This window comes from Streptomyces sp. SLBN-8D4, from assembly GCF_049739545.1.
In the GTDB taxonomy this organism is placed as follows: Bacteria; Actinomycetota; Actinomycetes; order Streptomycetales; family Streptomycetaceae; genus Streptomyces; species Streptomyces canus_C.
Genome location: NZ_JBMGQC010000001.1, coordinates 833155 through 846222 on the forward strand (window position 1 = coordinate 833155; position 13068 = coordinate 846222).

Here is a 13068-nt window from a genome sequence, read left to right on the forward strand (position 1 = left end):
GCAGGGGGCGACAGGAAGGGCAGGGACGCGATGGACCACGACGGCACGCGCGCGGGACCGCGTTGTCTGGTGACCGGTGCGACGGGATACATCGGCGGGCGTCTGGTTCCCGAGCTGCTCGCCGCGGGTCACCGCGTGCGGTGTCTGGCCCGCTCCCCCGACCGGCTGCGCGACCATCCCTGGGCCGGCCGTGCCGAGGTGGTGGCGGGTGACGTGACCGACGCCGCGTCCGTCGCCCGGGCCCTGGACGGGGTGGACGTGGCGTACTACCTGGTGCACGCGATGAGCTCCGGCAAGGGCTTCGAGGAGACCGACCGCACGGCTGCGCGGATCTTCGCCGAGCAGGCCCGGAAGGCGGGTGTGCGGCGGATCGTGCACCTCAGCGGCCTCATCCCGGCGGGCGTGCCCGAGGACGAGCTCTCGCCGCATCTGCGTTCGCGCGCGGAGGTGGCCCGCATCCTGCTCGACTCGGGGGTCCCGACCACGGTCCTGCGGGCGGCCGTCGTCATCGGCTCGGGTTCCGCCTCCTTCGAGATGCTGCGCTACCTGACCGAACGCCTTCCCGTGATGGTCACCCCGAGCTGGGTGCACACCCGCGTCCAGCCGGTGGCGGTCCGCGACGTGCTCCGCGCCCTCGTCGGCAGCGCCGGCATGCCGCCGGACGTCAACCGGGCCTTCGACATCGGCGGCCCGGAGGTGCTCACGTACCGGCAGATGATGCTCAGGTACGCGGCGGTCGCCGGGCTGCCGCGCCGGGTCATCGTGCCGGTGCCGGTGCTCACCCCCGGGCTCTCCAGCCACTGGGTGGGCCTGGTGACGCCGGTGCCCGCCTCGATCGCCCGGCCGCTCACCGAGTCGCTGCGGCACGAGGTGGTCTGCCGGGAGAACGACATCGCCGGCCGCCTCCCCGGCCCGCCCACCCGTCCGATCGGCTTCGACGAGGCCGTACGACTGGCTCTGCAGCGGGTGCGGGAGGCGCGGGTCACCACCCGGTGGTCGTCGGCGTCGGTGCCGGGCGCCCCCAGCGATCCGCTGCCCACCGACCCCGGCTGGGCCGGGGGAAGTCTCTACGGCGACCACCGGGAGCTCCCCGTGGACGCCTCGCCTCAGGCGCTGTGGCGGGTCGTCGAGGGCATCGGCGGGGAGAACGGCTGGTACTCCTTCCCGCTCGCGTGGGCGGTGCGAGGGTGGCTGGACCGGCTGGTGGGCGGGGTCGGGCTGCGCCGGGGGCGCCGGGACGCGGCACGGCTGCGGGTCGGCGACTCGCTGGACTTCTGGCGGGTGGTGGCGATCGAGCCGGGCCGGCTGCTGCGGCTGCGGGCGGAGATGCGGCTGCCCGGCCTGGCGTGGCTGGAGATGGGAGTGGTCACCGACGAGGACGGCCGCACCCGCTACCGGCAGCGCGCCCTGTTCCATCCGCACGGTCTGCTCGGCCAGGCCTACTGGTGGAGCGTGTCGCCCTTCCACGCGATCGTCTTCGGCGGCATGGCCCGCAACATCGCCCGCGCCGCGGCGGGTCCGGCGGCCCGCCGGCCCGAGCACGCCCCCGTCCACTGACCTCCCGGCTCCTCACCGCACCCCGGAGTACGCACCATGAGCATCTCGGTCGTCCTGTTCACCTGCGACCTGCGCCTGCACGACCACCCGCCGCTGACCGCGGCCCTCGACGGCACCGAGCAGGTCGTCCCGCTGTTCGTGCGGGACCGGGCCGTGGACGCCGCGGGCTTCGCCGCCCCCAACCGGCTGGCGTTCCTCGCCGACTGTCTGCGCGACCTCGACGACGGTCTGCGCGAGCGGGGCGGCCGGCTGGTCCTGCGCTTCGGCGACCTCGTCGACCAGGTGCGCAAGGTCGCCGCCGAGGCGGACGCCGACGAGGTGCACATGACGTCCGACGTCAGCGCCCACGCCCACCGGCGGGAGGAGCGGCTGCGCCGCGCCCTGGAGGCGGAGGGCGTCCGGCTGCACGTCCACGACACGGTGACCACGGCCGTCGCCCCGGGCGTGGTGGTCCCGGCCGGCTCGGACCACTTCGCCGTCTTCACGCCGTACTTCCGGCGCTGGTCCCAGGAGCGGCTGCGGGACCCGCTCGGGGCGCCGCGGGCCGTAACGGTCCCGGACGGCGTCGGATCCGAGCCGCTGCCCTCCCGCGACGATCTGTCCGGACTCTCGGAAGGTCTCGCCGCCGGCGGCGAGACGGAGGCCCGCAAGCGGCTCGCCGCCTGGCTCCGGGGCGGCCTGGCCGCGTACGAGGACCGCCACGACGACCTGGCCGGCGACGCGACCTCCCGGCTCTCCCCGCACCTCCACTTCGGCACCCTCTCCCCCGTCGAACTCGTCCACCGGGCACGCCGGGCGGTCGGCCCGGGCGCCGAGGCCTTCGTACGGCAGCTCGCCTGGCGCGACTTCCACCGGCAGGTGCTCGCGGCCCGCCCTGCCGCTGCCGCCGCCGACTACCGCACCCAGCACGACCGTTGGCGCTCGGAGCGGACCGCGGGCGACGACATCGAGGCATGGAAGGAGGGCCGCACCGGCTACCCGATCGTCGACGCGGCGATGCGCCAGCTGCGCCACGAGGGCTGGATGCACAACCGCGGCCGCCTGCTGACCGCGAGCTTCCTCGCCAAGACGCTGTACGTGGACTGGCGGATCGGTGCCCGGCACTTCCTGGACCTGCTGGTCGACGGGGACCTCGCCAACAACCAGCTCAACTGGCAGTGGATGGCGGGCACCGGCACCGACACCCGCCCCAACCGGGTCCTCAACCCGGTCACCCAGGCCAAGCGGTACGACCCCGACGGCACGTACGTCCGCCGCTGGGTGCCCGAACTGGCCGCGCTGGAGGGCCCGGCGGTGCACGAGCCATGGAAGCTGCCGGGACTGGACCGGGCAGCGCTGGACTATCCGGATCCCATCGTCGAACTGCCCGAGGGGCTCGCCCGTTTCAAGCGGGCGCGTGGCCGCGACTGAGGTCAGGCGGGTGCCGAGGGCGCTCCGGCCGCGTACAGACCGGCCAGGGTGTCCAGGGCGTCCTGGAAGGACGTCGGCCGCAGCATCCCCTGGCCGGAGCGGCCGATCCAGCCGGACCCGCCCAGCATCACCACGGGCCTCCTACGGGCGCCCTTCACCCCCCACTGGGCACCGGCGATGTGCCGGGCCAGCGGCAGGCTCGCCGTGGAGCGGGACTGCGCCCACAGGACGACGGCCGCCGGGCCGAGCCGGTCCACCGCGGCGGTGAGCGCCTCCACGGGTACGGCGGCCCCGAACATCCTGGTGGGCAGGCCCAGTTCGCCCAGGCCGGCGTTGAGCGCCTCCAGCGCCAGCGTGTGCTGCTCGCCGGGGACGCAGGCCAGCAGGACCGGCCCGGCGCCGAGCGCGTCGCCCCGCCGGGCCGGTGGGCTGGTGCAGCGGCGCAGCGCGGTGGACATGTGCCAGGACAGCAGGTGCTCGACCTCGATGTAACGGTCCCCGGACGAGGCCCACTTGCGGCCGACCGCGTGCAGCGTGGGCACCATCACCTCCTGCCAGGCGACGGCCAGGCCGTGGGTCTCGACCGCCGCGGCCAACTGCGCCTCCACGGCGGGCGCGTCCAGGCGTACGGCGGCGCGGGCGAGACCACGGCACTCCTGGCGCACATCGCCCAGGGGGAGCGTGCCGGCCGCCCGGGACCGTGCGCGGGTCGCGGGTTCCGGAACCCTCGGCGGGACCCGGGCGCCGCCCGGTCCCGTCGCCGCGGACTCCTTGGCCGCGCGGGCCGCCTCGGCGGGCGGCACACCGGTGGAGGTGAGCCGGCACATCGACTCCAGCACGGCCACGTCCTGCGGGGTCCAGCGGCGGTGCCTGCCGTCGGTGCGGACGGCGGGGCCGATGCCGTAGCGGCGGTCCCAGGAGCGCAGGGTGGTGGGCGAGACCCCCAGGCGGCGGGCCAGGGCACCGGTGGTGAGACGCGTCGCGGTGTCCGGGGCGGCCGGTCCCGGCCGGGCCTGCGGCCCCTCACCGTCCGGCATGTCACTCATGGAGCGACTATACGACGCAGAACCGATGCGAGTTGATGGCCTTGCCGCCGGTTCCTGGCTGGGACGGGCCCCCTCACCTCTACACATAAAGGGAAAATAAGCGCAGAATGTACGCAGGCGGCGCTTACCGCACACCGCACCAGAGCGGTTAGGCCGGCAAGTCGAAGGAGACAAGTCATGGCCGACGTCTCGCACACCAGAGGGGACATCACCAGCCACCCCGACGCTCCGGAAATGCGGGAACGCTACGCCCGCATGCTCGGCGGTCGCGATGTGGCACTCGTGGACGGACCGGTGTTCCTGCTCGGTCTGTACTGCGCTGTGTCCCCCTGGATACTTCACTACACGACGAGCCAGCCCGCCCTCGTGACCCACAACCTCATCGTGGGCATAGCGATCGGCCTGCTGGCCCTTGGATTCACCCAGACCCCTGAACGCATGTACGGCCTCAGCTGGGCCTTCTGCGCGGTCGGCATCTGGATGATCATCGCTCCCTGGGTCGTCGGCGAGAGCCCCGACGCCGGTGTGGCGCTGAACAACATCATCATCGGCGCCCTCGCGCTGATCCTGGGGCTGATGTGCACCGTCACGGCGGCGAAGAGCGCCCCCAGGCCGTAGAGGACTCGGCACAGGAGACGGCGTCAGACACCTGGAGTCAGCAGAGCCGGTCCACCGGACGTGGACCGGCCCTCCCCATCAGGAGCCACCCCGTCACCTCAGGAACGCCCCGAGTTCGCGCCGGTGCCCCGCGACCCACCTCTCCGCGGCCCGCACCTCGTCCACCGCCCCCCGCTCGCGCAGCCCGATCATGGCACGCTCCCCCCGTAGCGCGCCGGCCTCGATCCCCCTCCAACAGCGGCCCTGCCACCACAGCACCGTGTCCAGCAACCCGTCCCGCTCGTCGACGCCGTAGGCATCGCAGATCAGCCGCATGCGGCGAGCGGCCTCCCGTACGTCCGCGACACCCGGCCCCAGGTCGAGGTACTGCCAGCACACATGGGCGAGGTCGTGCATCCGCTCGCCCGGAGCGGCCAGGTCCCAGTCGATGAACGCGACGGGCCGCCACGCCGCGTACACGGTGTTCTTCGGCGCGAGGTCGTTGTGGCAGACGACGTCCCGGTCCCCGGCGAGCGCGGTGCCGTGCGTCAGGTCGTGGAAGGCGCGGACGAGACGGGCAACCTCCGTGAGGGCCTCGTCGGTCCGGGCCGCGGCCCGCTCGCGCGGGGTCACGGCGGCCCGCCCCTCGATGTGGCCGAAGGCCTCCCGGCCGAGTGCGTCGACGCCGAGGAACCGCGGCGCGCCCCGCCAGCCCGCGCTCTCGAACAGATCGAGCAACTCCCGCACGAATCCAGACCGTTCGGACGGGTTGCGCCGCACAGTCCCTCCGACCCGGACGACGTCGCTGACCGCGCCGCCGTCGAGCGCCGACTCCTCCATCCGACCGCCTCCCCGGGGCAGGATCGCCCCATGGACCCGAACCGAACCCTCACCCTCGTCCCACCGGTGCGCCTCGAAGGCTACGGCGTCCGGCTGCGCGAGTGGTCCCACGCCGACCTCGCCGACCTGGTCGCGCTCTACGACGATCCCGAGATGGCCCGGTGGACCCCGGTGGCCTCGCCGTTCGACCTGGGCGCGGCGCGTGCGTACCTGGCCGGGGCGCGGGAGGGGCAGGCCGAGGGGCGGAGGGTCCAGTTGGCCGTCACCACCGACGGGATCCTTCCCCGGGGTGAGGTCCTGCTGTTCCGCAGCGGTTCGGACGAACGGGACGTGGAGCTGGCCGGACGGGCGGTGCGGCTGGCCGCCGAGTACGCGGTCCGGGAGATCCGACCGCGCCGGGTGCTGCTGCGCATCGACGCCGCCAACGCGGCCGGCGAGGCGGTCGCCCGGTCCTGCGCGTTCGAGCTCACGGACGAGCCACCGGTCAGGAGGGAGTCGCGAGGCCGCGAGGCGGTCCTGCGCACCTGGCGGCGGCGCGCCTGAAACTCGACGGCACGGCGGGGACTCGGCGTGCCACTCTCGTCGTATGGATCACGCGGAGGTACTGCTGGTCGGGGGACGCGCCGGGGTCGGCAAGACGACCGTCGGCTGGGAGGTCTCGGCGCGACTGCGGGCCGCTCGGGTCGCCCATGCCGTGATCGACGGGGACTTCATGGGGCAGGTCCATCCGGCGCCCGAGGGTGACCCCCACCGGGCCGCCATCGGCGAGCGCAACCTGACCGCGGTGTGGGGCAACTACGCCGAACTCGGCTACCGGCGCCTCGTCTACGTGAACACCGTGAGCGTGCTGGAGGAGTCGACGGGCATGTTCCGGCGGGCGATGGGGGACGGTGTCCGGATCGTACGGGTCCTGCTCACCGCGACCGACGCGACGGCCGAACGGCGGCTGACCGGGCGGGAGCTGGGCTCCGAGCTGGAGCAGGAACTGCGGAGCGGCGCCCGCAAGGCGCGGATGCTGGACGAGCGTGCGCCCGCCGGCACGCTGCGCGTGGTGACCGACGGGCGCACGGTGATCGACATCGCGGCCGAGGTGACGGCCGCCACCGGGTGGGTCCCGGCCCGGATCAGCTGACGTTCAGTGCCGTGTCGTCGACGACGAACGACGTCTGGAGCGTGGAGCCCTCCGTGCCGGTGAACTTGAGGGTGACGGTCTGGCCGGCGTAGCCCGCCAGGTTGAAGCTGCGCTGGGTGTAGCCGGAGGCCGCGTTGAGGTTCGAGTACGTGGCGAGGGTGCTCAGTACCGTGCCCGAGCTGTTGAGCACCTGCACCTTGAGGGTGTCGTAGGCGGTGCTGGTGGTGGTCTCGGCGGTGTCGACGTGCAGGTAGAAGCTGAGCGTGGCCGTGGTGCACGCGGACGGGACGGTCACCGACTGGGACAGGGTGTCCGTGCGCGCGGAGCCGTAGCCGTCGAGCCAGGCGAACCAGGAGCCGGTGCGGGCGGACTCGCCGCTGGAATTCGTGATCACGCCGCTGCTCGCGGTCCAGGTCGAACTGCCCGACTCGAAGCCGCTGTTGCCGAGGAGCTGCGCCGACGTGCAGGTGGAACCGCCGCCGCCACCGCCCCCGCCGCCGCTGCCGCTCGCTCCGGACAGCCATTCCGTGGCGTTGAGGGCGAGGGCCGCGTTGGTGGCGCCCGAGTCGTTCCAGCCGTCGTAGAGGGTGTTGCCGGACTGGCCGGTGCCGTCGTCGATGGGTGAGCTGTCGCCCCAGAAGGCGACGCGCCCGCTGCCGAAGGTGCTGGTGGCGAAGAACGCTCCGGTGTTGCCCGAGTAACCGGTGCGGTAGAGCAGGCCCTTGACGTTCGCGTTGTCGGCGGGCTTGAGGGTGGCCGTGGTGCCGCTGGCGATGAGGCTCTTGGTGACGGTGCCGAAGGAGCCGTGCAGGACGGCGTTGCTGCTGTCGCTGACGGCCGAGGGGTAGTCGGAGCTGATGCTCAGCGAGTCGATGGAGAACCCGAACGGGTCGGTGGAGTCCACGCTGTTGTTGGTCATCAGGTCGTTGAGGATCTCGACCGCGTCCTCGCCGTCGTTGTTGCGGTCGGCTCCGGTGTGGTCGGAGATCATGAAGAGGCCGCCGCCGTTCTTCACGAAAGTCATGATCGCCGTTTTCTCGGCGGCCGTGAAGAGCGTGTTGGGCTCGGGCAGGACCAGGGTGTCGAAGTTCGACAGGTCGGTGCCGGAGGAGCCGCCGTAGGTGAGTGCGCTCGTCGAGGTCTTGAGGCTGTAGCCGCCGGTTTTCTGGAGGGCGACACCCCAGGAGGAGAGGGCACCGGTCCAGTCGGTCTCGGCGGAGGGCGAGGAGTCCTGGCCCAGCGGGTCGGGCTGGCTGGTGGAGATGATCCAGTCCGCGTTGCCCGCCGTCTCGGCGTGGGCGTTGTCGAAGAGGATCCGGTGCGGGGTGGCAGCGGCGGCGGGGGTGGCGGTGGCCTGCACGACGACGCCTGCGGCGACGAGACCGAGTCCGGCGAGGACGGCGCCGAGTCTGTGACGGGGAAGGGTGAGCCCGAGCATCCGGCATACCTCCGTGAGGAGTTGGGGAAGGGTGATGCGGGGACGGGAACTACGCGCATAGACAACGCGATATTTTTGAACGGTACATGACATTCAGATGGCTGAACAGAACCGATCCGGCTCGCGCGACGAGGATTGACCCGGTGTTGACCCAGGGTTTAATCCCGTTGCGGACACCGGGGCTCGACTCAGGCTTCATGCGCCCGCCGACCCTCCCTCCGTGACGGAGACGCACTTGCCCTTCGACATCATCCCCCTCGCCGATCCCCGGCCTGCCGCCGCCGGCCGCCGTCTCGCCTGGCTGGCCTCGGGCGACGAAGGCGTCCCGCTCGGGTCCGCCTTCCTGCGGCTGTGCACGAAGGAGGGGCAGGAGCACCTCGCCGAACTGCGGCTCGCGGTGCACGGCGCCGAGCGGCGGCGGGGCGTCGGAACCCGGCTTCTGGAGGCCGCCGTGGACGCGGCGAGGACGGAGCGGCGGCGGTCCGTGATCGCCCAGGCGGAACAGGGCTCCCCCGCCGATCTGTTCCTGGCGGCCGGGGTTTCCGGCAGGTCCTGGCGCTCACGTACACCCTGCTCCCGCTGGCCGACGTCGATCGTGCCGCGATCGACGCGCTCCTCGAACGGCCGCACCCCGGCTACCGGTTGACCGAGCGGGAGGGCACGGTGCCGGACGCGCTGGCGCAGTCGTTCGCCCACTCGCGCCGGGCGATGGACGACATGCCGATGGAGGGCACGGACTTCGGCAGGGTCGTCTGGGACGTGGAGCGGGTGGTCGCGGCCGCTGAGGCCGTCGCGCGACGCGGTGAACAGCTGCACACCGTCGCCGTGGTGGACGCGGCGAACGGCAGCGTGGTCGGCTTCTCCGAACTGGTCGTGCCGGGCGACGGGTCGGCGACGGCCGGCACTACGGCACCGCGGTGCTGCCCGAACACCGCGGGCGTGGCCTCGCCCGCTGGATGATGGCCGCGGCCGTCCGCCACGCCCTCGAACGGCACCCGGGACTGGCCGGGCTCGCACCGACACCGCGGACAGCAACAAGCCGATGCCGGCCGTCAACGACTCCCTCGGATACGTGCCGACGCACAAGTCCGTGGAGTACCAGCTCGACCTGTGATCAACGGGTCGTCGCGGCCCGCAGCGCGGCCAGACCCTCACGGCCGGAGGGGTGCACGGGCGTCCAGCCCAGTTCCCGCTCGGCTTTCCGCGCCGACACCCGCATGCTCGACGAGAACATCGTGTGCGCGTACGCCATCGGCCTGGTCAGCCACAGGGGCACGGACAGCGGCTTCGGCAGCCCGAACTCCGCGGCCACGCACAGCAGATGGGCACGGAAGCCCATCGGGGTGGGGTCCGCGATGTTGTACGCCTGTCCGGCGCGCCCGTGCTCGACCGCGGCGGCCACCGCGCGGGCCGCGTCCGTGAGTTCCACCCAGGGCAGGACCCGGCCGTGGTCCGCGGGGGCGGGCAGCTGCCGCTTGCGCAGCAGAGGCAGCAGGGCGTCGGTGCCGCCGGGGCCGTAGAAGAGGCCGAACCGGAGCGCGACGCCTTCCAACCCGGGTGTCCCGAAGGTGAGTTGCTCCTTGGTCCGCATGCCCGCCAAATGCCGCTCCAGTTCCGGGTCGGAGCCGCGCGGGCCGAACTCGTCGTCCTCCGTGATCGGTCGGTCGCCGAAGTCGCCGTAGCCGTATCCGAAGACCATCGACTCGGTGACGAGACGGCGTGCTCCGGTGGCCCGGGCCGCCTCGATCAGGTGGGCGGTGCCCTCCGTGCGCAGGGCGTCGGTGGCGTACATGTCGCGGTGGCGCACGGGCGGCTTGCGCAGGGCGGTCGCCGCGTGGACGACCGTGTCGAAGTGCTGTCCGTCCACGGCCCGCAGCAGGGCGTCGCGGTCCATGAGGTCGGCACGCACGCCGTTGCCCTCACCCCGGCCCAGTCCGGTGACCTTGTGCCCCGCGTCGGTCAGGGCCCTGGCGATGTGGCGGCCGAGGACACCGCTCGCGCCGGCGAGGAGGATGCTCTGGTGCTGGTTCGTCGTCATACCGGTGGGACGGATCGGGCGGACCCGGATGTGACATCCCGGCCCACTGAGCTCTACGGGTGGTACACGTGCGGCTGCGTGATCGACAGCGGCTCGAACCCGAGGCGTTCCAGGATCGGGCGGCTCGTGGCCAGCGCGTCGACCTGGAGGTACCGGTACCCCCGCTCCACGGCGGCGCGGGCGCGGTGGGCGACCAGTGCGCGGTAGATGCCCCGGCCGCGCCAGCCCTCGACGGTGCCGCCGCCCCACAGGCCGGCGAAGCGGGTGCCGGGCACAAGCTCCATGCGGGCCGCGCTGACCGGCTCGTCCCCGGCGAGCGCGACGACCGCGACCACGGTGTCGGGCTCGTCCCGCAGCCGGGCGAGCAGCTGGTGCCGCAGCCGGGTGCTGTCGGTGCCGAAGGCCTTCTCGTGCACATCCGCCACGAGGTGGACGCCGGCCTGGTCGGTGACCGGCAGGAACCGGATTCCCTCGGGCGGCTCGACGTCCAGGGTGAGGTCGGCAACCTCGGCGATCATCAGCGTCTCCTCGGGCTCGGGGGTGAACCCGGCGGCCCGCAGCCGCTCTCCCAGGTCGACGGGCAGGTCGTGCCCGTACAGCTTCCACTCGAACTCGCGGCCGAGCCCTTTGTAGTACGCGATCTGCTCGGCGATCGCCCGGTCGGCGCTCGCCTCGTCCAGGTCGGACCAGACGACGCCGTTCCAGCCGTGCTCGGCGGCGACCTGGCGGACCACCCTGCCGACCCGCTCGACACGGGCACCGGGACCGTCCGGCTGGGCGCCTTCGCGCATGTTCCGGTCGAAGAGGGCGAGTACCGCGACATGATCCATAGGCTCACTTCATCATCCGGAGGTCTCGGCGGCAATGCCGTTTACGGCCGCCCGGCCTCCGCGCGCACCGCCGCCAGGTAGCCGCTGAGCCGGTCGCGGTTGCGGGCCAGGCAGTCGATCCGGGCCTGGATGCGGTCGACGTGGGCCTCCAGGAGGGCGGCCGTCTCCGGGGTCAGGTGCTCGGACGGCAGCAGGATCTCCTCCGGCGCCGACAGGTACGGCAGGATCGTGCGGATCATCTCCGTGGTCAGGCCGGAGTCCAGCAGGCCGCGGATCTGCTGGACGTCCCGGACCGCCGCCTCGCCGTAGGCGCGGTAGCCGTTGTCGGCCCGCTCGGGGTGGAGCAGGTCCTGCTCCTCGTAGTAGCGCAGCAGCCTGGTGGGGACTCCGGTACGGCGGGACAGTTCACCGATTCTCATGACGCGCTCCCGGCTCGCCCTTGCCTTCACACTGATGTGAAGGTCCGAGCATGGTCGCATGTCCATCCTCTCCCCGGCCCAGGGCACGGCCCTGTCCGCGTCCGCCCCGCTGCCGTGGTCCGGGCTCCTCGCCCTGTCGACGGCCGCCTTCACCGCTGTGCTGACGGAGCTGCTGCCCGCGGGCCTGCTGCCCCGCATGGCCCCGTCCCTGGGCGTCTCCGAGGCCCGGATCGGTTTCCTCGTCACCGGGTACGCGGCCGCGTCCTTCGCCGCCGCCGTCCCGCTCACGGCGCTGCTGCGCGGGCTGCCGCGCCGGCCGGTGCTCATCGGCGCTCTGCTCGGCTTCGCGGTGAGCAACGCGGTGGTGGCGCTGTCCTCGTCGTACCCCCTGACGTTCGCCGCGCGGGTGGTGGCCGGGTGCATGGGCGGGATCCTCTGGGCGATGCTCGCCGGGTACGCGGCCCGGATGGTGCCGGCCGCGCGGCGCGGCCGGGCGATCGCGATCGTGCTCGCCGGGATCACCCTCGCCCTGTCCCTGGGCGTCCCGGCCGGTACGGCGCTGGCCGGGGCGGTGGGCTGGCGCACGGCGTTCGGGCTGCTGGCCGGGCTCGCTGTGCTGTTGGTGGGCTGGGTGCGGTGGCGGGTGCCCGGTGTGCCGGGCGAGGCGTCGCACGCGCGTGTGCCGCTCGTCCGGGTCGCCGCGCTGCCGGGCGTCCCCGCCGTCCTGTGCGTCACGCTGTTCCTGCTGGTGGGGCACCAGACGATGTACACGTATGTCGCGCCGTTCGCGGCGCAGGCCGGCTTCGGCCGTACCGGAGTGGTCCTGCTGGTGTTCGGAGCTTCCACGGTGATGGGGATCGGGGCCACCGGGATGCTGGTGGACCGGCACCCGCGGTCGGCGCTGCTCGGCGCGCTGGGGTTGTGCGCGGCCGTGATGCCGGTGCTGGGGCTGGCCGCCGGGGTGCCGGGCGTCCTGCCGGCCGCGGTCGCCGTGTGGGGCGTCGCCTTCGGGGGCGCGCCGACGCTGATCCAGACGGCGCTGGTCGACGCCTCGGGCCCGGAGCGGGCGGACGCGGCCACGTCGTTGCAGACCACGGTGTACAACGCCGGGATCGCGACGGGTTCGCTGACCGGCGGGGTGGTGCTGGCGGACCTGGGTGCGGGCGCCCTGCCGTGGACGGCGCTTCCGCTGGTCGTGATGGCCCTCGGGGTGGTCGGCCTCGGCAGGCGAAACGCGTTTCCGCCGAGGCGGGGATGCTCCTAGGCTCATGGCATGGTCGTGAAGGACACGGAACTGTCGTATCTGCGCCGCTGCGTCGAACTGGCGGTCGAGGCGCTGGAGGCCGGGGACGAACCGTTCGGCTCGGTCCTGGTGAGCGCCGGGGGCGAGATCCTCGCCGAGGACCACAACCGCGTGGCCTCCGGTGACCGCACCCGGCATCCCGAGTTCGAACTGGCCCGCTGGGCGGCGGCGCACCTGACCCCCGAGGAGCGGGCCACGGCCACCGTGTACACGTCCGGAGAGCACTGCCCGATGTGCGCCGCCGCGCACGCCTGGGTGGGCCTCGGACGCATCGTGTACGTCGCCTCGTCCGAGCAACTGGCCGATTGGCTGAGCCAGTTGGGCGTGCCGGCGCCACCGGTGCGGACCCTGCCGGTCAACGAGGTCGCGCCCGGTGTGGTCGTGGAGGGCCCGGTGCCCGAGTTCACGGAGCGTGTACGACAGTTGCACCATCGGTTCCACCGGCGCTGACTCCCGAT

At 73.0% G+C, this 13068-nt stretch carries 13 protein-coding genes and 1 pseudogene; 8 read left to right on the forward strand and 6 right to left on the reverse strand.

The genetic code is table 11. The annotated features are described in order from the left end of the window. The first annotated feature begins 30 nt into the window (after positions 1-30). Both RKD20_RS03810 and RKD20_RS03815 read left to right on the forward strand, forming a co-directional pair. Entirely contained in the window at positions 31-1557 is a 1527-nt protein-coding gene (locus tag RKD20_RS03810; RefSeq protein ID WP_424876386.1) for an SDR family oxidoreductase, read from the forward strand. Positions 1558-1593: 36 nt separating this feature from the next. Further along, the gene (locus RKD20_RS03815) at positions 1594-2967 is read left to right on the forward strand and encodes a cryptochrome/photolyase family protein (protein ID WP_424876387.1); all 1374 of its coding nucleotides are present in this window, start codon (positions 1594-1596) and stop codon (positions 2965-2967) included. A gap of 2 nt (positions 2968-2969) precedes the next feature. On the opposite strand, the gene RKD20_RS03820 is transcribed toward RKD20_RS03815, so the two are convergent. Further along, positions 2970-4013 (reverse strand): MerR family transcriptional regulator, encoded by a 1044-nt coding sequence (locus RKD20_RS03820; protein ID WP_424876388.1) that lies wholly within the window; start codon positions 4011-4013, stop codon positions 2970-2972. 177 nt (positions 4014-4190) lie between these two features. Here RKD20_RS03820 and RKD20_RS03825 point away from each other — a divergent pair, with 177 nt between their 5' ends. Next, entirely contained in the window at positions 4191-4631 is a 441-nt protein-coding gene (locus tag RKD20_RS03825) for an SPW repeat protein (protein WP_424876389.1), read from the forward strand. 93 nt (positions 4632-4724) lie between these two features. Here RKD20_RS03825 and RKD20_RS03830 read toward each other — a convergent pair whose 3' ends face one another. Then, complete coding sequence (locus tag RKD20_RS03830) at positions 4725-5450, reverse strand: phosphotransferase (protein WP_424876390.1); 726 nt, start codon at positions 5448-5450, stop codon at positions 4725-4727. Positions 5451-5480: 30 nt separating this feature from the next. On the opposite strand from RKD20_RS03830, the gene RKD20_RS03835 reads away from it, so the two are divergent. Both RKD20_RS03835 and RKD20_RS03840 read left to right on the forward strand, forming a co-directional pair. Then, positions 5481-5993: a GNAT family N-acetyltransferase gene (locus RKD20_RS03835; RefSeq protein WP_424876391.1), complete on the forward strand. Its 513-nt coding sequence runs from the start codon at positions 5481-5483 to the stop codon at positions 5991-5993. Positions 5994-6036: 43 nt separating this feature from the next. Then, on the forward strand, positions 6037-6582 hold the full coding sequence (locus RKD20_RS03840; protein WP_424876392.1) for a hypothetical protein: 546 nt from the start codon (positions 6037-6039) through the stop codon (positions 6580-6582). On the opposite strand, the gene RKD20_RS03845 is transcribed toward RKD20_RS03840, so the two are convergent. Continuing rightward, a complete protein-coding gene (locus RKD20_RS03845) occupies positions 6575-8020 on the reverse strand; it encodes a hydrolase (RefSeq protein ID WP_424876393.1) in 1446 nt (481 codons plus the stop codon). The two genes, RKD20_RS03840 and RKD20_RS03845, sit on opposite strands and share 8 nt — an antisense overlap. 235 nt (positions 8021-8255) lie before the next feature. Between RKD20_RS03845 and RKD20_RS03850 the strand changes: the two are divergent. Then, positions 8256-9134, forward strand: a pseudogene (locus tag RKD20_RS03850) (GNAT family N-acetyltransferase). Here the strand turns inward: RKD20_RS03850 and RKD20_RS03855 are convergent. From RKD20_RS03855 to RKD20_RS03865, 3 genes are read right to left on the reverse strand one after another with little or no spacing between them, the layout of a single operon-like run. Continuing rightward, positions 9135-10058, reverse strand: a complete 924-nt coding sequence (locus RKD20_RS03855) for an NAD-dependent epimerase/dehydratase family protein (RefSeq protein WP_424876394.1) — start codon at positions 10056-10058, stop codon at positions 9135-9137. A 53-nt stretch (positions 10059-10111) separates the two neighbouring features. Then, on the reverse strand, positions 10112-10888 hold the full coding sequence (locus tag RKD20_RS03860; RefSeq protein WP_424876395.1) for a GNAT family N-acetyltransferase: 777 nt from the start codon (positions 10886-10888) through the stop codon (positions 10112-10114). A gap of 41 nt (positions 10889-10929) precedes the next feature. Then, positions 10930-11307 (reverse strand): MerR family transcriptional regulator, encoded by a 378-nt coding sequence (locus RKD20_RS03865; protein ID WP_424876396.1) that lies wholly within the window; start codon positions 11305-11307, stop codon positions 10930-10932. Between the two features lie 58 nt (positions 11308-11365). Here RKD20_RS03865 and RKD20_RS03870 point away from each other — a divergent pair, with 58 nt between their 5' ends. Together RKD20_RS03870 and RKD20_RS03875 are read left to right on the forward strand one after the other, a co-directional pair. Continuing rightward, positions 11366-12571, forward strand: a complete 1206-nt coding sequence (locus RKD20_RS03870) for an MFS transporter (protein WP_424876397.1) — start codon at positions 11366-11368, stop codon at positions 12569-12571. 9 nt (positions 12572-12580) lie between these two features. Next, positions 12581-13060, forward strand: a complete 480-nt coding sequence (locus RKD20_RS03875) for a nucleoside deaminase (RefSeq protein ID WP_424876398.1) — start codon at positions 12581-12583, stop codon at positions 13058-13060. Positions 13061-13068: the final 8 nt, after the last annotated feature.